The sequence below is a fragment of the Corynebacterium sp. UMB6689 genome (genome assembly GCF_030215295.1).
GTDB classification, from domain to species: Bacteria; Actinomycetota; Actinomycetes; order Mycobacteriales; family Mycobacteriaceae; genus Corynebacterium; species Corynebacterium aurimucosum.
In genome coordinates, this window is record NZ_JASOLS010000009.1 from 22810 (window position 1) to 41779 (window position 18970).

The 18970-nt window shown below is 59.5% G+C and carries 18 protein-coding genes and 3 tRNA genes; 10 read left to right on the forward strand and 11 right to left on the reverse strand.

Annotated features, from left to right (window positions below; translation table 11 throughout):
* Window positions 1-133: 133 nt before the first annotated feature.
* The 5 genes from QP363_RS06545 (at window position 134) to QP363_RS06565 (ending at window position 5349) form a co-directional block, all read left to right on the forward strand.
* On the forward strand, window positions 134-1009 hold the full coding sequence (locus QP363_RS06545; RefSeq protein WP_070645111.1) for a hypothetical protein: 876 nt from the start codon (window positions 134-136) through the stop codon (window positions 1007-1009).
* A gap of 166 nt (window positions 1010-1175) precedes the next feature.
* The gene (locus tag QP363_RS06550) at window positions 1176-1379 is read left to right on the forward strand and encodes a hypothetical protein (RefSeq protein ID WP_070533568.1); all 204 of its coding nucleotides are present in this window, start codon (window positions 1176-1178) and stop codon (window positions 1377-1379) included.
* Between the two features lie 72 nt (window positions 1380-1451).
* Window positions 1452-3026, forward strand: a complete 1575-nt coding sequence (locus QP363_RS06555) for an ABC transporter ATP-binding protein (RefSeq protein WP_284763547.1) — start codon at window positions 1452-1454, stop codon at window positions 3024-3026.
* A complete protein-coding gene (locus tag QP363_RS06560) occupies window positions 3023-4834 on the forward strand; it encodes an ABC transporter ATP-binding protein (RefSeq protein ID WP_070645116.1) in 1812 nt (603 codons plus the stop codon). The genes QP363_RS06555 and QP363_RS06560 overlap by 4 nt, the downstream gene beginning before the upstream one ends.
* 23 nt (window positions 4835-4857) lie before the next feature.
* Window positions 4858-5349, forward strand: a complete 492-nt coding sequence (locus QP363_RS06565; RefSeq protein ID WP_070645119.1) for a GNAT family N-acetyltransferase — start codon at window positions 4858-4860, stop codon at window positions 5347-5349.
* 47 nt (window positions 5350-5396) lie between these two features.
* On the opposite strand, the gene QP363_RS06570 is transcribed toward QP363_RS06565, so the two are convergent.
* Window positions 5397-5469, reverse strand: a tRNA-Ala gene (locus tag QP363_RS06570).
* Between the two features lie 169 nt (window positions 5470-5638).
* On the opposite strand from QP363_RS06570, the gene QP363_RS06575 reads away from it, so the two are divergent.
* The gene (locus tag QP363_RS06575; protein ID WP_070645122.1) at window positions 5639-6499 is read left to right on the forward strand and encodes a polysaccharide deacetylase family protein; all 861 of its coding nucleotides are present in this window, start codon (window positions 5639-5641) and stop codon (window positions 6497-6499) included.
* Window positions 6500-6585: 86 nt separating this feature from the next.
* Here the strand turns inward: QP363_RS06575 and QP363_RS06580 are convergent, their stop codons facing one another.
* The 6 genes from QP363_RS06580 to gyrA form a co-directional block, all read right to left on the reverse strand.
* Window positions 6586-7470 carry an NgoMIV family type II restriction endonuclease gene (locus QP363_RS06580; protein WP_083276418.1) on the reverse strand — a complete coding sequence of 295 codons (885 nt, stop codon included), beginning with the start codon at window positions 7468-7470 and terminating at the stop codon, window positions 6586-6588.
* Window positions 7471-7472: 2 nt separating this feature from the next.
* Window positions 7473-8486: a DNA cytosine methyltransferase gene (locus QP363_RS06585; RefSeq protein WP_118790703.1), complete on the reverse strand. Its 1014-nt coding sequence runs from the start codon at window positions 8484-8486 to the stop codon at window positions 7473-7475.
* Between the two features lie 375 nt (window positions 8487-8861).
* Window positions 8862-8934 (reverse strand) — tRNA-Ala (locus QP363_RS06590).
* Window positions 8935-8943: 9 nt separating this feature from the next.
* Window positions 8944-9020 (reverse strand) — tRNA-Ile (locus tag QP363_RS06595).
* 87 nt (window positions 9021-9107) lie between these two features.
* Window positions 9108-9455: a DUF3566 domain-containing protein gene (locus tag QP363_RS06600; RefSeq protein WP_070444502.1), complete on the reverse strand. Its 348-nt coding sequence runs from the start codon at window positions 9453-9455 to the stop codon at window positions 9108-9110.
* Window positions 9456-9458: 3 nt separating this feature from the next.
* Window positions 9459-12047, reverse strand: coding sequence for a DNA gyrase subunit A (gene gyrA / locus QP363_RS06605; RefSeq protein WP_284763555.1), 2589 nt, complete (start codon window positions 12045-12047; stop codon window positions 9459-9461).
* A 79-nt stretch (window positions 12048-12126) separates the two neighbouring features.
* On the opposite strand from gyrA, the gene QP363_RS06610 reads away from it, so the two are divergent.
* From QP363_RS06610 to QP363_RS06625, 4 genes are read left to right on the forward strand one after another with little or no spacing between them, the layout of a single operon-like run.
* A complete protein-coding gene (locus QP363_RS06610) occupies window positions 12127-12348 on the forward strand; it encodes a CopG family transcriptional regulator (RefSeq protein ID WP_070645234.1) in 222 nt (73 codons plus the stop codon).
* On the forward strand, window positions 12345-12605 hold the full coding sequence (locus QP363_RS06615) for a cell filamentation protein Fic (RefSeq protein ID WP_070444508.1): 261 nt from the start codon (window positions 12345-12347) through the stop codon (window positions 12603-12605). Before QP363_RS06610 ends, QP363_RS06615 begins: the two co-directional genes overlap by 4 nt.
* 49 nt (window positions 12606-12654) lie before the next feature.
* Entirely contained in the window at window positions 12655-13101 is a 447-nt protein-coding gene (locus tag QP363_RS06620) for a hypothetical protein (protein ID WP_070444510.1), read from the forward strand.
* Window positions 13102-13111: 10 nt separating this feature from the next.
* A complete protein-coding gene (locus tag QP363_RS06625; RefSeq protein WP_070444512.1) occupies window positions 13112-13558 on the forward strand; it encodes a hypothetical protein in 447 nt (148 codons plus the stop codon).
* A gap of 74 nt (window positions 13559-13632) precedes the next feature.
* Here the strand turns inward: QP363_RS06625 and gyrB are convergent, their stop codons facing one another.
* The 4 genes from gyrB to dnaN form a co-directional block, all read right to left on the reverse strand.
* Window positions 13633-15681 carry a DNA topoisomerase (ATP-hydrolyzing) subunit B gene (gene gyrB, locus QP363_RS06630; protein WP_070512880.1) on the reverse strand — a complete coding sequence of 683 codons (2049 nt, stop codon included), beginning with the start codon at window positions 15679-15681 and terminating at the stop codon, window positions 13633-13635.
* Window positions 15682-15811: 130 nt separating this feature from the next.
* Window positions 15812-16354 (reverse strand): DciA family protein, encoded by a 543-nt coding sequence (locus QP363_RS06635; protein WP_070645129.1) that lies wholly within the window; start codon window positions 16352-16354, stop codon window positions 15812-15814.
* Entirely contained in the window at window positions 16347-17525 is a 1179-nt protein-coding gene (recF, locus tag QP363_RS06640) for a DNA replication/repair protein RecF (protein ID WP_070444518.1), read from the reverse strand. The genes QP363_RS06635 and recF overlap by 8 nt, the downstream gene beginning before the upstream one ends.
* A 5-nt stretch (window positions 17526-17530) precedes the next feature.
* Window positions 17531-18712: a DNA polymerase III subunit beta gene (dnaN, locus tag QP363_RS06645; RefSeq protein ID WP_070645132.1), complete on the reverse strand. Its 1182-nt coding sequence runs from the start codon at window positions 18710-18712 to the stop codon at window positions 17531-17533.
* Window positions 18713-18970 lie beyond the last annotated feature (258 nt).

An 18970-nucleotide genomic window follows, 5' to 3' on the forward strand; every position in this document is an offset into this window, starting at 1 on the left:
TGGCGCATCTGGTGGCGGGACCTGCGCGCCACCACTACGCTGAAAGGGAGTACCCAGCGCTAACGCGGGCGCGCATATACAGTGCCCCGCCGAAAAGTCACTTCAGTATTGACGTAAAGGAGCACCTAAACCCATGAACCCCGCCGCCCTGTCCACCGCCATCAGCGCCACCTCCGCCCTGGTGGAGCGCCTCAAGGAACGCCGCGACGAGAAGGCCCGTGAGGCCTACTCCGTCCTGGAGACCGCCGCCGCCCGGATGGAAGAGCGAGATGGCGAGTGGTTCCCGGAGGCCCGCCGCGAAGCGGGCGCCGTAACCAAGGCCGCGCATGCCCGCCTCGAGCGCACCCTCGAACAGCTCAAGGAGCGCAGCGAGGAAACCACCGAGAAGCTCTCTGAGGCTGCATCAGAGGCCCAGGATAAGGCCTCCAAGCAGTGGAAGAAGACCCGCAAGCAGGCGGAAAAGAAGGCCTCCAAGGCCCGCAAGCAGGCCAAGAAGAAGGCGTCCAAGGCTGAGAAGAAGGCGCAGAAGCAAAGCGCTAAGTTGCAGAAGAAGGCCCGCCGCCTCGGTGGCAAGGACAAGAAGAAGGGCTCAAAGATCTGGCTGATCTCCGCGCTCATTGCCGCCATTGCTGCCATCGGCGGTGGCATCTACTACTTCTTCACCCAGAAGAAGGAGAAGGAATCCGCCGTTCCGCCGCGCGTTGAGGACTTCTCCTCCCCGTCCGCGCCGCAGGGCTCCACCTTGGTCTACACCTCCACCACCGAGGACGATGCCACGCATGGCTCCGACTTGGCTGAGGAGGGCGTCGTCGAGCGCGACGAAGAGCTGCTGGGCTCGCTGGATGAGCAGCTGGCCAAGCACCGCGAGGAAGAAACCGCTATTCAGGACGCCGTCGAGACCGAAATTGAGGTCAGCAACGCCGACAAGAAGGATGCCGACACCTCCCGCATCACCGATGATCACGAGTCCGAGGGCAAGCACCGCCTCCAGACCGAGGACGAGAACTAAACCCCCATCCTTGGGGTGCACGTTTAGTTGCCTTGATCTCACTTCTTTGCCCCCGCGCGCCCGACCTGCTTGAATTGAAGGATAATCGGCATCGATCTTTAAAGATCGGTGCCCGCGCGCTGTTTTGCGCGGGAAGCCCTATCAACAGCAGCCAAGGAGATCAGGCATGAGCTTTGAGTCGCTCGTAGTCAAGCTCAAGAGCGGGGAGACCTTTTATTTCCCCGCAGGTGCCGTGAGCGGCGATCCGTCCACCCGCGTGGATAACCTACGCTTTGCCATCGAAAACGGCACACAGTTTAGCTCCGTCGATGATTATGGAGTCGACCGCGAATTCAACGGCTATGACGTGGAGAACTACCACCTAGCTTAAATTCCCACAGTGAGTCATTGATCGTAATCTGAATCACTCCCTTATGCGTTGTGCGCTATAGGATGAGTTCTTATGACTCACTACCCCCGCATGCGGACGTGGTCGTGGTACCTCCCCGATGAGCCCCCGTCCGGGGAGGTCTCCCTCACTGAGACCACCGACTTCTCCCGGCCCGGCACCGCCACGTGGCGGCTGCTTGGTGCCCAACGCACCGGCGTTATCGGCATCTTCGTTGCCACCCTCATCAACGCTCCGCTGGGGGCGTTGGTCTCCGTCATCATCGGCCAGACCACGCAGTATGCCTTTTCCGATCCCTCGTGGCGCACCGTAGCCCTGCCGCTTGCGGCCACGGCGATCCTCCTCTTCATCGCCTATATCTGCGAGGCCACGGCAGATGCGTTTACTGATCTGAGTCAGGCCCGCACCACGCATACGCTGCGGCTGAACTTGCTGGATAAGCTGCTGGGCGCTTCTACCGCAGGCATAAGCCCCGGCCGGCTACTCAACACGATGGATGAGGATTCGCACTACATTGGCCAGCTCAAGCAGATCCTCAACTTCCCACTGGTCATGGTGGGCTACCTCTTAGGCGCAGTGGTCAGCCTCGCCCCGATTTCCTGGCAGGTCTCAGCTGTACTGCTGGTTGGCGCGCTCGCCACCGCGCTGGCCTCCTGGGCCACCACGAAGCCGCTGACTAAGATTGCCGCGCGCCGCCGCCAGCTGGAGAACACCGCGTTGTCACTCGCTACGGACTTTGCGCAAGGTTCACGCGTGATTAAGGGCCTCGGCGCCAAGGAGATTTCCCGCCAACGCTTTTCCGACGCCGCCCAGGACTCCTTGGGTGCCATGCTCCGCGAGGCCAAGCTTTCCGCCCTCATGGCCTGGCTGCGCCAGATGGTTCCCGCGTCCTTTGCCGTGGGCATTCTTGCCTGGACCTCCTGGGAAACCTTCGAGGGACGCATCGCCCCCGGCGGGATGATGGCGATTACCATGCTCGTCCCGCCCGCGCTCACAGCATTAGGTGTCTCTCTGGGCCTGCTCACTGAAAACTGGGCGCGGGCTCGGGCCTCCGTGGAGCGCGTTGGCGAACTGCTCGGCCAGCTTTCTTCCAATACCACCGAGGCCGCCGGCACGCCCATCGACCTCTCCCCAGGCTTGCACGTGTGGATGCCCATCACCAACGAGGGGCGCAGCACTGTGGATTCCTGGGTGCGCTACCTCCATGAGCAGGGTGCCTTGTGCCCACCGCACCGCATCTCCGTGTTGGAGGGCACCCTGCAGGACAACGTCGATCCGCTCCGCAGTGCTAGCGCTACGCAGCTTCACGACGCCCTCCACGCCTCCGCCTGCGAGGATATTGTTATCCGCCTCGGTGGGCTTGGGCCCAACGGCGAGCTGCCCACCGCGCCCATTGGTGAGGCCGGCCTCAACCTCTCCGGTGGCCAGCGTCAGCGCGTCGCGCTGGCCCGCGCGCTCGCTGTGGACCCAGAAGTTCTCCTGCTGGACAACCCCACGACGGGGCTGGATTCGTTGACCCTGGCGGACGTGGCCAAGCGCGTGCGTGAGCTGCGCGCTGGCAAGATCACCGTGATCATTACATCCGCCTCCACGTGGGCAGCCAACGCCGATGAGGTGGTGGAACTATGAGCCCTGCTCACAAGACCACCAATGACAACCGCGCAGATGCCCTAGCTCCCGCCTCACCGAGGGAGTGCCTCCGTTTTCTGAAGACCCTGCCCAGTGCCCCGAGCAGGCTGGGCATCGCCCTCTTCTTTGTGCTTTTTAGCATCACAGTCATCATGATGAACCTGGTCTCCCAGGTGCTCGGGCGCGTCGTCGATATCATCCAGGGCGTGGAGGTCCCCGTCCTGGGTACGGGCCGCGCAGCCATGGTGGGCGCGCTGGTTATTATCGCCGTGGGCTACCTCGTGGAGGTCACTGGCCGCACCGTGGGCCGCTACCTGGTTACCTCCACTACCCGCCGGCTCTCGGTGGATCTGCGCACGTCAGCGCTGGATTCCACCCTCGGTGCTCCCGTGCCAGCCGTCATGGAATTGGGCACCGGCAACATCATTACGCGCCTGTCCAAGGACATCGACACCGTGGTTATGACGATCTCCATGATGGGTGATCGCCTCGTACTCACACTCTTCATGCTGCCGCTGACCGCGCTCATGATGGTCTTCATCCACCCCGCCTATGCGCTCCTCTTCATCGCGGTGAGTTGTCTGCTCTATCCCTTCATCCGCGGCACCATGCGCGATATCCCCGCCGTAGCCAACGAGGTGTCCTCGGTGGAGGCCTACCGCAACAACGTCCTGCTGGACACCATCCGTGCATTGGAGACCCTCCGCCAGTTCTCCCTGAAGGACTGGGCCCATGCACGCATGGAGCGCTATTCCTGGGACACGGTGCAGGCCTGGGGTGATAAGGTTCCGCTGATCAACCGCATCCTGGGCCAAGGCGCCCTGGCCTTTGCGGTGTTGCTCTTGGGATCGGTCCTCATGTCCGTGCCCATGGTGATGTGGGAATGGTTGACCCCCGGTGAGGCCACCGCCGCGGTGCTGCTGGTGATGCGGCTGGAGATCCACGTCTTCAACATCCTCTTCTTCGCCGGCGAGATCCAGCATTCCGTGACGTCTCTCGGCCGCGCGGTGGCGCTGGCGACCCTGGCGAACAACGCTGGCGCTCCAGACCTCAAGGACACGCCCCGGCTCACCTCCGCGCCGGCCATCACCATTGATCACCTTTCCTATTCCTATCCCGGTGGGGCGCCCGTGCTTGACGACGTCTCCCTCACCCTCACCGCCGGCACCACCACTGCCCTGGTGGGTACGTCCGGTGCGGGTAAGTCCACGCTCGCCGCCCTCGTGGCGGGCCTGCAGTACCCTTCGGCGGGGAGCATCAGCCTCGATGGCATCGATACCGCCACCGTGCCGAACACGTGGATTACAGAGCACGTCGCGCTCATTACCCAAGAGGTCCATCTCTTCTCCGGCACCTTGCGCGAGGATCTGTTGCTGGCCAAACCTGACGCCAGCGATGAGGAGCTATGGCAGGCGCTTAACACCGTGGGCTTGGATGAACATTCGCGGTGGCTGCCTCAGGGCCTGGATACGAAGATTGGCGCCGGCAACGAGGAGATCGGTGCGGAGGCCGAGCAGCAGCTTTCTCTGGCTCGCATGATTCTGCGCCAGCCGCCGGTGCTCATCATGGATGAGGCGACTTCCGAGGCCGGTTCCGAGCACGCAGAAGTGCTCGAAGACGCCGCTAGAGCAGTCACGAAGAGCCGCACTGCGCTCGTCGTTGCCCACCGCCTGGACCAAGCCCGCGAGGCCGACCGCATCATCGTCATGGAACAGGGTCAGATCGTCGAGGATGGCACCCACACCGAGCTCATCGATCTGGGCGGGCGCTATGCCTCGGCCTATGCCCAGTGGGAGCATGGGAAGTAGGTAGTTCGGCGCCGCGTCCTACCATGGAAACTATGCATCTTCTTTCCCTCACTGAAGCTGACCGTACCTACCTGGCCCGTATTAACTTTCTCGCCGATACCTTTGGCGATGAGCACAAGGAGCTTCCTGCGGGCTTCGAGGAAGGCTTTGACTACTACCTCGGCAGTTGGGAGCCTTCCCGTGGAGGTTTCATCGCCTGGGAGGGCCACGTCCCTGCCGGTGGCGTGTGGCTGAACTGGGGAACGGCGCAACGCCATGGTTTTGGCCACGTTATTGAAGGCATCCCGGAGCTCGCCCTAGCCGTGGAACCTCGCTTCCGCAGCCAGGGAGTAGGCACCCTGCTTATCGACGCCGCCACCGAACTCGCCCGCGAGATGGGCGCCCCGGGTATCTCACTGTCGGTGGCTAAAGATAATGAACGCGCCCACCGTCTCTACCTGCACCTTGGCTTCGAGCCGGTGGGCGAAAGCGATGGCCACATCATCCTGGTCAAGCGCTTCAAGGCCGCCGAATAAGTCAACCCCCGGCAAAGCTAAAGGGCGCTCACCATGTGAGCGCCCTGTGGAGCATAGGGGAATCGAACCCCTGACCTTTGCATTGCGAACGCAACGCTCTACCAACTGAGCTAATGCCCCAATACCTGTAGAGCGTACTCCTCCCAGTAGAAGCAGCGAAATCACCCCTGGACGGGTCTAGCAAAACCTCAGGAGTTAATTTCTTTCACTCTAGTTGCGTGTCACTAGGGATAATCCACCTTCACCGGGCAGACAATAAGGGGTCTGAAAAAGTCTGTGGAAGGTTGTCATGCGCCGAAAAAGTGTTCTTGTTCGCTCCCTCATCGCCCTTGCGGCAGCCACGGCCCTGCCTGGCACCGCTACTGCGGCAGCGGAGTTTCCCGCACTCCCCCAACTCCCCGACGTCCAGAAGGACATTCAACGACTAGAACAGGACGCCTACGATGCTCTTCCCAAGGAGCTTCAGAGCAGCCCAGTCTTTGCAGGCTCCTCGCGGCCGGCTGGGAAGCCCGCGCCGACCGGCAAACAGCAGTCGCAGTCGGTTGCTGATTCCACCTGTTCCAACTGCGTGGCCATCACCTATGACGATGGGCCTGGTGAATTGACTGCTCAGCTCCTCGATACCCTGAAGGCCAAGGACGCCCACGCCAGCTTCATGGTTTTAGCCCCCAGCGCCTCCACGCACCCGGAGCTGCTACGCCGCATGAAGGCTGAGGGCCACACCGTGGGAAACCACACCGCAACCCACCGTGAGCTCAACAAGCTCTCCCCCAGCGACGTGGACGGCGAAATCAAGGCCGGTGCCGCCGCCATCAAGGCAGCGACGGGTGAGAACCCTCGCTGGATGCGTCCCCCGTACGGTGCCACCAACGGCACCGTGGAGGCCGCTGCGAAGGCTAATGGCCAGGCACAGGCCCTGTGGTCCGTCGACACCGTGGATTGGAAGGACCGCAATTCTGAGCACGTCTGCGAGGCCGCAGTCAACGGCGCACAGGCCGGCTCCATCGTCCTCATGCACGACATCCACGCCACGACCGTAGGAGCCGCAGACTGCGTCATCGACGGGCTACGTGCGAAGGGCCTCGAGCCTGTAAGCCTCGACCGCCTCATCCCCAATCCCCAGGCGGGAAGGCAGTACTTCAGGCGATAGTGCACGAAACAGCCAATTAGGTAACTCAAGCCGTCAGCAGTATGCGGTTCACTTGCCCCTTAGCTGCTAGGTAAGATTTGGTAGCTTTAAACAGCTAAGTCTAAAGGTAGATCCGCGATGTCTCTCAGTCGATTACCTTCTAACAAGGTGCGCATGAGTTCCTTAGCATCGTCTGAACCTACCTCTGAGACTGCTTGTTGAAGTTCAGGCAGCATTACGTGGTAGACCATGTCTACATCACCTGTGCCGAGCGCCAAGGACGCAATACGGCTCATTGTTGGTTCAGCAGTCACAGCAACAATGTGGGGTGCTCGGCCTTTGCGATTGCGTATTAGGTTTAAAGCTTCAGAGCGGGTGTTCTGGGAGCGGTCTGAGCGCATAGTGAACTTGCAAGAGACCACGGCATGTATGAATCCGGGTGTTTCACCGTTGGAAGCACGGAAAGGGGACAGCAGTGCTTGTTCTTTATCAACAATCGGCAAGTCTGCGTTAATAACATTATCGGAGGCTGCACTGCGGATAACTACAACATCAGGAGATATGACGTAGCTATTTCCGAGCGCAGCGCCAAGTTCCGGATGCTGCTTTACGGCTTCGGCAAGTTCAGCCAAGTGACGATACGGCTCATAACGGGCAAGATGGTCTTGACGTCTAGAGTTACCTAAATTTTGAACCATCCAATCCCCGGGACGAACTGTTTGCATATAAGGAAATGTCGCTGCTAGGAACGTTTGCACAGCTTTTTCAAAATTTGCCCCCGTCGATTGTCCGGCGCCCTTACCTTGAACTAAAGGAACATTGAGCTGACGCGCAATGTGTGCCGAAAGTACTTTACTGGCGCGCTGACCTCTATCAGCATTGGAAGCGATCCTTTCTCCACTTGGCGTGTCAGTGAGAGCCAACACACCCGAATCAATTAATTGCTGGTGAAACTGTTTACGTGTAGCTGTAATTAAGGCTGGTTGAGTCATAGTTAGAACCTTAGTGAATCTGGTACGCGAGTTGGTTCAGCAGCGTAAACACCATCAGGTAGTGGTTCTTTATTTAATGCCGCAGCGATCCGCGAGCCGACGGCCTCAGCCACAGGGGGTGGGAAAGCATTACCGACCTGCCGCCATTGCGCGGTCTTCTTCCCCTGCCAAATCCAGTTTTGAGGGAATCCCTGAATCACGCCGCCCATCTGAACAGTGAGACGTGGTAAGTCCTTGTCGAGGTTAGTTGGGAAATCTTCTTCAGGAGCAGTCTCGGCAATTGAAGTTCCTTTTACTCCGAGTTCTTTCCAAGCAGCTTTGGCTCTTGTGGGTCCAACATCGGGGCCGCCGTGCTTCTTGGACCCTCCAACCAGAGTTGGCGCTACCTTGTTCGCCTTTTTAGCCCACTCTGCGGCACCTGTCCAACCATTTTGTCCCATAAGTATTTCTAAAGCTTCGCCCACGGTCTTCCATTGCCAGTTCGCTGGCGGCCAGAAGAAGTAGGGAGCGTATTCTTCTTTGACTGCGACCAGAATAAACCGCGGCCGAAGCTGGGGAACTCCATAGTCAGCAGCTTGAAGCAGCTTCCAAAAGACGCTGTACCCCATTTGCTCCAGACGAGTGATGATGCGAGCACGATATTCTTCAAACCGCTTTTGCCCTAGGCCCTTAACGTTTTCCAGCATTACAGCGCGTGGATCTATCTGCTTGATCATTTCCAAAGCGCGGGGAAAGAGGTCACGTTCATCGTCTTCACCAAGTTGCTGTCCTGCGATAGAGAAGGGTGGGCATGGGACACCACCAGCAAAGAGATCCGCTCCTACATAAGGCTCAGGATCGAATTCGAGGACATCTGCTTCAACAACATTCCAATGCGGTCGGTTAACGCGAAGGGTTTGAACGGCAAACTCGTCGATCTCTACTGCAACCAAATGCTCAAAACCAGCGTTTTCGAGACCCAAAGCTTGACCGCCGGCGCCAGCGCAGATTTCAACAGAAGTTAACGAGTTATGCACGCCGCTGATTGTACATAGCCCACCGGACCTTCAAGAGAGCAATGACACGAATAAGGCAAGGAGGTCGAACGCATGTTTGAATTAAGATGGGTGCTGGAGCAATTGGTAGCTCGCTGCTCATGCCAAACTCGCGAAGCAAAGGTCAGCAGCCCTCGATTCATATAAACGGCTCTAGGGTTCTTTTCTTCCCCTTGCTCACCCAGCCGGCTGCTCGAGAGAGTCTCCGGCATATGGTGGCGAAGCCTGCTTATCCCGGAGCCCATCGAGCCACACGAAATGTCCCTTAAGCGGTTAACCCGACCTAACCCCCCTAGGGTCAAGGAGCCAACGCAAGAGGCACCCAGCGTTTCCGCCGAGCGCCTTCCACTTATGCTGTGGAGCATAGGAGAATCGAACTCCTGACCTTCTGCTTGCAAAGCAGATGCTCTACCAATTGAGCTAATGCCCCATTGTTCCGTGGTGGGCCTAGCTGGAATCGAACCAGCGACCTCATCGTTATCAGCGATGCGCTCTAACCGACTGAGCTATAGGCCCTTGACCGGAACGAGTAGTAACTCTACATAGGACCGGCGATCTATTACAAATCGCCAGGTCATATGTAGTTTTTCGCGGTGATATTCTCTAGTTAATCGGTTCGTCTTGCAGTCGAATCTTGAATCCACCGAAGACGTCCACGATGGCGTTGTAGATCACAGCCATAATGGGCGCCAGGATGGTCATCAGCACAGCAATGATGGCACCAAACAGTGCGGCCGCAGAGACGACCAATCCGAAGGAGACCTCAAAGCCGCCGCCGACACCGCCGACGAGGCTGTTGAAGGAATCCCAGATGCCTGCCTGGTCAAGGCCGACGTACAACAAGCACACGGCGATGAGCCAGGCCACGAGGCCGACGAGGGACATGGCCAAGCCAACGCGGAACGCCGACATGGGCGAAATCCGGGCGAGGTGAAGCTCTCGTCCAATCATGGGTTACTCCTCGTCCTTATCGGCATCCTTGCTGTCAGCTTCGTCCTGCTGGGAGTCTTCGCCAGACTTGAGGTGCTCAGGCTTGACGTCTTCCACGGACTTCTCACCCTTGGCTACTGCCTGGGCGTCTTCCTCACCATCGTCCTCAACGTTGCGGTCGATGGCCAGCAGCTCGACGTCATCAGCCAGGTTAACCAGGCGAACGCCCATAGTGGCGCGGGAGCTCGGACGGATCTGGTTGACCTCGGTGCGGACAACGCCACCGGCAGAGGTAATGGCGAAGATCTCGTCGTCTTCGTCGACGGAGATGGCCGCAATGAGCTTGCCGCGCTTCGGGGTGTACTTGAAGGTCATCACGCCGAGGCCACCGCGGCCCTGCGGGGTGTACTCCTCAATCGCGGTGCGCTTGCCGTAGCCGCCAGAGGTGGCCACCAAGAGGAACTGACCGTCGCTGACCACAGACATGGACAGCAGCTGATCATCGCCGCGGAAACGCATGCCCTTCACGCCGGCAGTAGCGCGGCCCATCGGACGCAGCTGGTCATCGTCCGCGGTGAAACGGATGGCCTGACCCTGTTCAGAGGTGAGCAGGATGTCATCGCCCTCGTTGACCAGCTGGGCGCCGATCAGCGCATCGCCCTCGTTGAGGTTGATAGCGATGAGACCAGCGGAACGTGCAGATTCGTAGTCGGTGAGGCGGGACTTCTTTACGCGGCCCTGCTGGGTAGCAAGGACGAGGTAAGGAGCGTCCTCGTAGGACTGAATCTGGATGACCTGGGCGATCTTCTCCTCCGGCTGGAACTCCAGCAGGTTGGCCACGTGCTGGCCGCGGGCGGTGCGGCCAGCCTCCGGAAGCTCGTAGGCCTTGAGGCGGTAGACGCGACCGAAGTTGGTGAAGAACAGGATCCAGTCGTGCGTGGAGCAGACGAAGAAGTTCTTGACAATATCGTCCTGCTTTAGTTCCGCGCCGCGCACGCCCTTGCCACCGCGCTTCTGTGCCTTGTAGGCATCCACCTTGGTGCGCTTGGCATAACCGGTAGCGGTGATGGTGACAACGACGTTCTCGCGGGCGATGAGGTCCTCATCGCTAACGTCGCCGGAAGCGGCAACGATCTGGGTGCGGCGCTCATCACCGTACTTTTCGACGATCTCCTCCAGCTCATCGTGGACGATCTGACGCTGGCGCTCCTCGCGGGCCAGGATGTCCTTGAGGTCCGCGATGATCTCCTCGATCTCCGCCAACTCATCAATAATCTTCTGACGCTCCAGAGCGGCCAGGCGACGCAGACGCATGGCCAGGATGGCATCGGCCTGGATCTCGTCGACGCCGAGAAGCTGCATCAGGCCTTCGCGGGCCTCCTCCACCGTCGGGGAACGACGGATGAGCGCGATGACCTCATCGAGCATGTCGAGCGCCTTGACCAGACCGCGCAGAATGTGGGCGCGCTTCTCAGCCTCATCAAGGCGGAACTGGGTACGGCGGACGATGACCTCAATCTGGTGGGCCACGTAGTAGTTCAGCATCTGATCCAGACGCAGGGTGCGCGGCACGCCATCGACGATGGAGAGCATGTTGGCGCCGAAGGAGGTCTGCAGCTGGGAGTGCTTGTACAGGTTGTTGAGGACAACGCGGGCCACAGCATCACGCTTGAGGGTGACCACGATGCGCATACCTACGCGGTCGGAGGACTCGTCCTCGATCTTGGCGATTCCCGCGATCTTGCCGTTGACCACGGACTCCGCGATGTTGGAGATCATGTTATCCGGGTTGACCTGGTAGGGCAGCTCAGTGATAACGATGGTCTGGCGGTTGCCCACCTCCTCGATGGAGGTGACGCCGCGCATGCGGATGGAGCCGCGGCCGGTGGTGTAGGCATCCTTGATGCCCTGATCGCCCACGATGAGGCCCGCAGTCGGGAAATCCGGACCCTTGACGCGCTCCATGCAGGCAGCCAAGGCTTCTTCCTCAGAAGCATTCGGGTTATCAAGCAACCAGTAAATAGCCTCCGCCAACTCGTTAAGGTTGTGCGGCGGGATATTGGTGGCCATACCGACGGCGATACCGCCGGAGCCGTTCATCAACAGGTTCGGAACGCGGGAGGGCAGGATAGTCGGCTCCTGCGTCTTGCCGTCGTAGTTCGGCGCAAAGTCAACGGTGTTTTCGCGGATATCACGCACCATCTCCATCGCCAGCGGCGTCATACGGCACTCGGTATAACGCATAGCTGCCGGGCCGTCATTACCGCGGGAGCCGAAGTTACCCTGGCCGTCGACCAGCGGGTAGCGCATGTTCCACGGCTGGGCTAGGCGCACGAGGGTGTCGTAGATAGCGGAGTCACCGTGCGGGTGGAACTGGCCCATCGTGTCCGAGACTGGGCGGGCGGACTTTACATAGCCACGGTCCGGGCGGTAACCGGAGTCATACATGGCGTAGAGGATGCGGCGGTGGACAGGCTTAAGACCGTCACGCACCTCTGGCAGGGCGCGGCCGACAATGACGGACATGGCGTAGTCGATGTAGCTCGACTCCATCTCCTCATTGATGTCAATTGGTTGGATGCGATCGAAAAGATCACCGTTATTGTCGCTCATAATGCCCTATCCTACCTTCTAGGACCGTCTAAGGCCGTTTGTGGCACAGCTGTGGTATCACGGTGATACCATGTCCTCTATGGCTATGACGCTGCGCCTGACCCCGGACCAAGACCATGCGCTGACCTTGTTGGCTTCCGCGCAAGGCACCTCCAAACATGAAGCGGTGGTGCGAGCCGTAGTTGCGGCGGCTGCGCGAACCCTCTCGGATGCTGCCGTGCAGGACACCGCGCGCCGGCTGCTGCCTGGACGTTCAGAATTAGAAGCGGAGATCCGCCAAGCTCGGGGAGGGCGTCAATGAGCGCAGAACAGCTGCTCCTCGTCGCGCGGGAGTTCTGCCAGGCCTATCGGGTGCGGGTTATAAACTTTGCCGCCCTGGCCGCCGCGGCGGCTGCGAGCACGGCCACCATTGAGGGAATTTCCGTTCATGGCAGCCGCTCTGCGGCGGCAGAATCACTAGAAACAGTCTTGCGCGCGGTCCCCGCTCTGAGTGGAAGGAACGAAGAATTCGCGCGATTTTGCACGGAGGTCTATCTTTCTGTTGCAGAAGTTATGTAGGTTAAACATGATAAAGAAGTCTCTATTCCCTTGTAGAAAGGAATCCCCTATGCCTTCGAAGTCTTTGAAGAAGTTTCTAGCCGCTGGTGTCGTGGCTACCACCCTCGCCACTGCCGCGACGCCGGCTGCGGGTGCTAAGACTGCTGACAATGACTGGCAAAACAACAAGAACCCCAACTTCCAGCAGGGCGAAGCAGGCTCCTCCCTGACCGGTTCCACGCCGATCGACATGACGCTCATCATCGGCGGTAGCATCGCCGCCGCAGCAGCACTGCTCAAGTTGGTAGTGGATAATGTCCCGGCACTGCGCGCCCAGGTGGACGAGTTTGCCGCCCAAATCGGGATGGCCGGCTCCTCCGGTTCTTCCGAGAACAACCGCCTCTACGAAGGTGGCCTCGACTTTGACCTCGAGCGCCTTGCCCGCACCAATGGTTTCCCGGAGATTGCTGACCAGCTCGCCGCGCTCAAGGCAGGATCCAGCGCACCGGCACAGTAAGCTCGCCTGTATGACAAACCTCACCCAGCTTCTCCAATCCCCTACCCGCAACGCCGTGGTGGCGGACTTGGCCACGGCCGCCGATGACACCGTCTCTTCGCTTTCCGGCATTTCCGGAATGGCCTTCAAGGGCGCTCTAGCCGCCGCAAAGAAGGCAGATTCTAAGGTCTTATCCAAGGGAATCAACCAGATGCTCCCGGAGCTGCTCAACAGCCTGGATTCCTACTGGAAGGAATTCGAAGGCTCTGAGCAGTCTGACTTCGGCACCTACCTGGACGGACGCAGCGCTGAAGTTACAGAGGTCATCATGACTACTGCGGACAAAGCCGCTGAAGACGTTAATGCGCCTGGCATCGCTCGCACCTACAAGTCCCTGCGCGGCAAAGCCTCCTCCATCTTGGAGCCCAATGTTGCGACCATCGGCCGCGTTCTGCAGCGCCACATGGGCACTGTCTAAGAGCACGCACTTGACGAAGAAAAAAGACCAGCACCTCATATGAGGTGCTGGTCTTTGCGGGTTTTACCTAGTGCTTAGACGTCTAGGAAGCGCACGTCCTTCGCTCGGCGGGTAATGAAGGATCGGCGAGCAGAAACGTCATCACCCATGAGGATAGAGAAGAGCTCGTCGGCGCGCTGTGCATCCTCCAAGTCCACGCGACGGAGCACGCGGGTGGTCGGATCCAGGGTGGTCTCCCACAGCTCGGCGGCGTTCATCTCACCCAGACCCTTGTAGCGCTGGATACCGTCATCCTTGTTGATCTTTCGGCCCTGCTCCAAGCCCTCGGCGAGCTGCTCGTCGCGCTCGGCATCGGAGAAGGCGTAGCCCGGCTGGCCCTTCGCCCACTTCAACTTGTACAGCGGCGGATTAGCCAGGAAGACGTGGCCATCCTCCACCAGCTGCGGCATGAAACGGAAGAGCAGAGTCAACAGAAGCGTGGCGATGTGCTGGCCGTCCACGTCAGCATCGGCCATGAGCACAATCTTGTCGTAGCGCAGCTTGGAAATATCGAACTCTTCGTGGATACCGGTGCCTAGGGCGGTAATGATGGCCTGGACCTCAGCGTTCTTCAGAACCTTGTCCATGCGGGCTTTTTCCACGTTGAGGATCTTGCCGCGCAGCGGCAGGATGGCCTGGAACATGGAATCGCGGCCGCCCTTAGCGGAACCGCCTGCGGAGTCACCCTCCACGATATAAAGTTCAGTGCGCTTCGAGTCCTTGGAGCGGCAATCCGCTAGCTTGCCCGGCAGGCCGCCGAGGTCACCGGCAGACTTACGGCGCACGAGCTCACGAGCCTTGCGTGCGGCCACACGGGCGTGCGCGGAGGACACGGCCTTATTGATGATGACCTTTGCCTCAGCCGGGTTGGCGTCGAACCAATCATTGAGGTGCTCATTGACGGAACGCTGGACAAAGCCACGAATTTCCGAGTTACCAAGCTTGGTCTTGGTCTGACCCTCGAACTGTGGGTCCGCCACCTTGACGGAAATAACGGCAGCAAGGCCTTCACGGCAGTCATCGCCGGAAAGGTTGCCATCCTTTTCCTTGAGGAGCTTGTGCTCCTTGGCGTAGCGGTTCATCAGGGAGGTCAGCGCAGCGCGGAAGCCTTCCTCGTGCGTACCACCCTCATGGGTGTTGATGGTGTTGGCAAAGGTGTGGACGGATTCCTTGTAGCCCTGGTTCCACTGCAGTGCGATTTCGACCTCGTGGTCCTCACCCTTGACGTCGAAGGCAACGATGGTGGGGTGAATGGCGGTCTTGGTCTTGTTGAGGTGCTCAACATAGTCCTGCAGGCCGTTCGGATAGTGGTAAATAACTTCCTTGTTCTTCTTGGAAGTCTTCTCCTCGCTATCCTCGCCGTCCTTGTCAGACTTTTCCTTCTCATCGAGGGAGCTCAGGCTCACGGCGGAGTCGCCGGCTTCGGCGATCTCCTCTAGCTCGGCCTGCTCTTTGGAGATAGCGCGCTCGTCACGCAGCACAATGGTCAGGCCCTTGTTCAGGAAGGCCATCTCCTGCAGGCGGCGGGCGATGGTGTCGTAGTTAAACTCGACGGTTTCGAAAATTTCCGGGTCCGGCCAGAAGCGAATGGTGGTTCCGGTGCCGCGAGCATTATCGCCTTCGACAAGCTCATCGGGGATGGCATTGTTGAAGTTCTGGTACCAGTGCTTGCCATCGCGCTTGATGTCCGCCTCCACACGGGTGGACAAAGCGTTGACCACGGAGATACCCACGCCGTGCAGACCACCGGACACGGCATAAGATTCAGAGTCGAACTTACCGCCGGCATGCAGCTGGGTCATGACCACCTGGACGGTGGGAACACCAGAGGCGTGCATCTCCACCGGGATACCACGGCCGTTATCGATGACCTCGATGCCGCCATCCTCACGGAGGGTGACGATGACCTTGTCGGCATAACCTGCCATCGCCTCATCGACGGAGTTGTCAACGATCTCCCAAATCAGGTGGTGCAGGCCACGGGCACCGGTGGAGCCGATGTACATACCGGGGCGCTTACGGACGGCCTCGAGGCCCTCCAGAATTGTGATTGACCCCGCATCATATGCGTGTTGTTCAGCCACGGATTCGTGTTCTCCTTTTGGCTAGAGCTAAATCTAAGACTCTAGCCATTCTACACTGTGTCCCCCCACGCAAGGGCACTGCACGCCCGTGAGAGCCCCAAATTTGCGTGAATTTCGCGGTCGCCGAAAATCAGCCGTAGGTATCTTGCGAACCTTGCGGCTTGACCCATTGGCGGCCCTCGTAATTCCGGTGCTGCTTAGGACCCTGAATGTGCAGCTTAACCACCACGTCTGGGCCCAGGCGATCCGCAATTTTTTGCAAGATGGGGCGCTGCAGGTAGCGCAACTCGGTAGCCCAGCTGGAGGAATCACACGCCACGTAGACAACCTGCTCTTTGATGTTGAGCGGTTGCGTATGCGCAGCAATGCGCTCGCCGACGAGGTTTTCCCAATTGCCCATGACCCAGCCATGGGCCAATTCGTGTTCCCAGCCGCGCTTGCCAATCTCTCGTTGGATCTGCGCGCCGAGGCTAGGGATCTCGAGGCTCCGTCGCCTGCGACGGCCATCGGGACCGCTCGGCCGACCACGCTGATAGGGCTTTGGCTGCTTCTCTGAAGATGTCTGGGCTAAGTTCATTTTGGGCGCCGGCTTATTGAGCTTCGGCGGATTTTGGGAATTGTTCCGCGTGCGCTCAAAAAGCGCCTTAACCGGATCAAAGTCTTGTTCAGTCATCCTCGTCACCGCCCGCCGTATACGGAGCGATCTCGGAGATTCGGCCCTCATCGGTATCGCAGACCGTGACCGTAAAACGTTCGATGGGCTGCAAGTTGCCGGGCAGATCCTCATCCACAGCTGCGGTGATGAGCACCTGTTCCGCACCTGCCGCGAGGTGAACGAGCTTTTCGCGGCGTTTGGCGTCCAGCTCAGCGAAGACATCATCGAGGATGAGGATCGGATCAGTGCCGTCCTGGCGCAACAAGTTGAACTCCGCCAACCGCAGGGAGATGGCATAGGACCAGGTCTCGCCGTGGCTGGCAAAGCCCTTGGCAGGGCTCGCTCCTAGATTAAGCAGCAGGTCATCGCGGTGCGGGCCAACAAGCGAGATACCGCGTTCGATCTCGCGCTGGCGCTTGCTAGCGAGTTCGGTGAGCATCATGGCCTCGATGACCTCAGGATCAGAAATATCCACCGTGGACTTGTACTCAATATTCGCCGGCCGCGATTCCGGGGCAAGCCCGGCATAGGCGGCGGGGATGAGCTCGCGGAGTTCGTCGACAAGCGCAAGGCGTGCCTGAATCACCTGCGCGCCGAGGGAAGACAGCTGTGTATCCCACACGTCGAGAGTCGCCAGCGCCGAGGCACCATCACTGTCGCTGTAGCCGCGGCGCAAGCTTGGCGACGCCGACTTCAACAACGCATTCCGCTGCTTGAGCACCTTGTCATAATCGGCCTTCACACCAGCCAAACGCGGCGTGCGCGAGGCAATGATGTCATCCAGATACTGGCGGCGCGCTGCCGGTTCGCCGCGTACGAGCGATAAATCCTCGGGGGAAAACAACACGGTTTTCACCACGCCTAGTAGCTCACGCGGGGATTTCAGGCGCGTACGGTTGATCTGCGCCTGGTTGGCCGCGTGGGGTTTGATCAGTAGGTGCGCAGTGAGCTCTCTGCCCTGGTTCACCGCCGTGGCAGAGATACGAGCATTGTGTGCGCCCTGGCGCACGAGGGGGGCATCGTGGGCCACACGGTGTGAGGATAGATGCGCGGTATACCCGATGGCCTCGACGATATTGGTCTTGCCGAAACCGTTGCGGCCGACAAACAAGGTAATTCCCGGTTTCAGCCTGAGGGTGAGCTCGGGCCAGGAGCGGAAGTCCCTGACATCGAGATCGCGAATATACATATGGCCTAGCCTGGCAAGCGCACTGGCATCAAGAGGTAGGTGAAATCAGTCTCCGGGGTCGGGAAAGAGCCGTCTTCGTTGGCTACCGGCAGCTCTTCCGGTTCCGGAATCATGATTGCCGGGCGCGAAGGTTCGGTGAAGCCAAAGACCACGCGGTCCGTGTGAACCACAGCCAAACCATCCTTGAGGTAGGACGGGTTGAAGGCAATAACAAAATCCTCACGGCCGTTGAAGGCGCACGGCAAGGTCTCGCTTGCGCGACCAGAGTCCGCACCGGCCGCCAAGGTCACCTCACCTTCGCTGAACTCCATGCGGATCTGAGCGTTGCGATCCGTCAACAGCGAGACGCGGCGAATCGCTTCCTGGAGCGGAGCAACCTCAATGCTGGCCATGGCGCTGTGGGTCTTGGGCAGCAGCGGTGCCACGTTGGGGAAATCCGCGTCCAACATGCGGGTCGTGGTCTCGCGGTTATCCGCATGCAGGCCAAAAAGGCCTTCCGCAGCGATGTTGTCACCAGTGCCCACGGCAATTTCTACCGGGATGTTGAGGTGCGTGTCCAAGGAGCGGCCAGTCTCCTGCAGCGTCTTGGCCGGGACGAGGAGCTTGGCCTGGACACCAGGAGATACCGGCTCCCACTCGAAGGTGCGCATGGCCAGGCGGAAACGGTCCGTAGCCGTCATTTCCACGTGGGAACCATTGATGTCGATGTGCACACCTGTGAGCATCGGCAGGGTGTCATCCTTGCCGGCAGCCGCAACGACCTGGCTGATGGCCTCCACGAAGAGTTGCGGGTTAATGGTGCCGGTGACCTCTGGCAGGACAGGGAGCTGAGGGTAATCATCCAGCGGAATGAGCGGCAGCTCGAAACGGGAGGAACCACAGGTCAACAGAACTTTGTTGTCTTCCTGGGTCATCTCGATTTCCTTGTTGGGCAAGGAAGCAACGATGTCAGAAAGCAACTTACCGGCCACGGCGATGCGTCCCGGCTCATCCACCATGCCGGCGATACGCACACGGGTGGAGACTTCGTAGTCGAAGCCGGTGAATTCCAAACCATTGTCATCCGCAGTGATCAGCATGGCGCGCAGTACCGGCTGGGTGACCTTCGAGGGAAGGCTGCGCGCGACCCACGCTACGGCGTTGGCGAGGTCATCTTTGGCAACGCGAAATGACACGGACTGCTCCATGGTGGTGAGACGCTCCTCTAGTTGCGGATGGAAGATTCTTGCAAGCTCACTCCAACTTACAGGATCGGCGCCGAAGCACAGGATTTTGTCATTTACCGTCTGTGCTTCTCGATGAGGGCGTGCGGTCAGGCCGGGCGCCAACGAATCACACACATCCTTTTTCTTCTTAGTTAGGGAGAAAACAAAATAGGAGTAGTAATAAGCGCTGTGGGATCTGTGGACAACCTAGCAAAAGCCAAGCTCTGAGCCGCGAATCGA

Bases quoted from the DNA above. Each gene is read 5' to 3' on its own strand.
- QP363_RS06610 (WP_070645234.1), top strand. From the start codon at position 12,127: ATGGCTATGACGCTGCGCCTGACCCCGGACCAAGACCATGCGCTGACC.
- recF (WP_070444518.1), bottom strand. From the start codon at position 17,525: ATGTATATTCGCGATCTCGATGTCAGGGACTTCCGCTCCTGGCCCGAG.
- QP363_RS06560 (WP_070645116.1), top strand. From the start codon at position 3,023: ATGAGCCCTGCTCACAAGACCACCAATGACAACCGCGCAGATGCCCTA.
- QP363_RS06575 (WP_070645122.1), top strand. From the start codon at position 5,639: ATGCGCCGAAAAAGTGTTCTTGTTCGCTCCCTCATCGCCCTTGCGGCA.
- QP363_RS06600 (WP_070444502.1), bottom strand. From the start codon at position 9,455: ATGATTGGACGAGAGCTTCACCTCGCCCGGATTTCGCCCATGTCGGCG.
- QP363_RS06565 (WP_070645119.1), top strand. From the start codon at position 4,858: ATGGAAACTATGCATCTTCTTTCCCTCACTGAAGCTGACCGTACCTAC.
- QP363_RS06635 (WP_070645129.1), bottom strand. From the start codon at position 16,354: ATGACTGAACAAGACTTTGATCCGGTTAAGGCGCTTTTTGAGCGCACG.
- gyrA (WP_284763555.1), bottom strand. From the start codon at position 12,047: ATGAGCGACAATAACGGTGATCTTTTCGATCGCATCCAACCAATTGAC.
- dnaN (WP_070645132.1), bottom strand. From the start codon at position 18,712: ATGGAGCAGTCCGTGTCATTTCGCGTTGCCAAAGATGACCTCGCCAAC.
- QP363_RS06550 (WP_070533568.1), top strand. From the start codon at position 1,176: ATGAGCTTTGAGTCGCTCGTAGTCAAGCTCAAGAGCGGGGAGACCTTT.
- QP363_RS06580 (WP_083276418.1), bottom strand. From the start codon at position 7,470: ATGACTCAACCAGCCTTAATTACAGCTACACGTAAACAGTTTCACCAG.
- QP363_RS06620 (WP_070444510.1), top strand. From the start codon at position 12,655: ATGCCTTCGAAGTCTTTGAAGAAGTTTCTAGCCGCTGGTGTCGTGGCT.
- QP363_RS06615 (WP_070444508.1), top strand. From the start codon at position 12,345: ATGAGCGCAGAACAGCTGCTCCTCGTCGCGCGGGAGTTCTGCCAGGCC.
- QP363_RS06545 (WP_070645111.1), top strand. From the start codon at position 134: ATGAACCCCGCCGCCCTGTCCACCGCCATCAGCGCCACCTCCGCCCTG.
- QP363_RS06555 (WP_284763547.1), top strand. From the start codon at position 1,452: ATGACTCACTACCCCCGCATGCGGACGTGGTCGTGGTACCTCCCCGAT.
- QP363_RS06625 (WP_070444512.1), top strand. From the start codon at position 13,112: ATGACAAACCTCACCCAGCTTCTCCAATCCCCTACCCGCAACGCCGTG.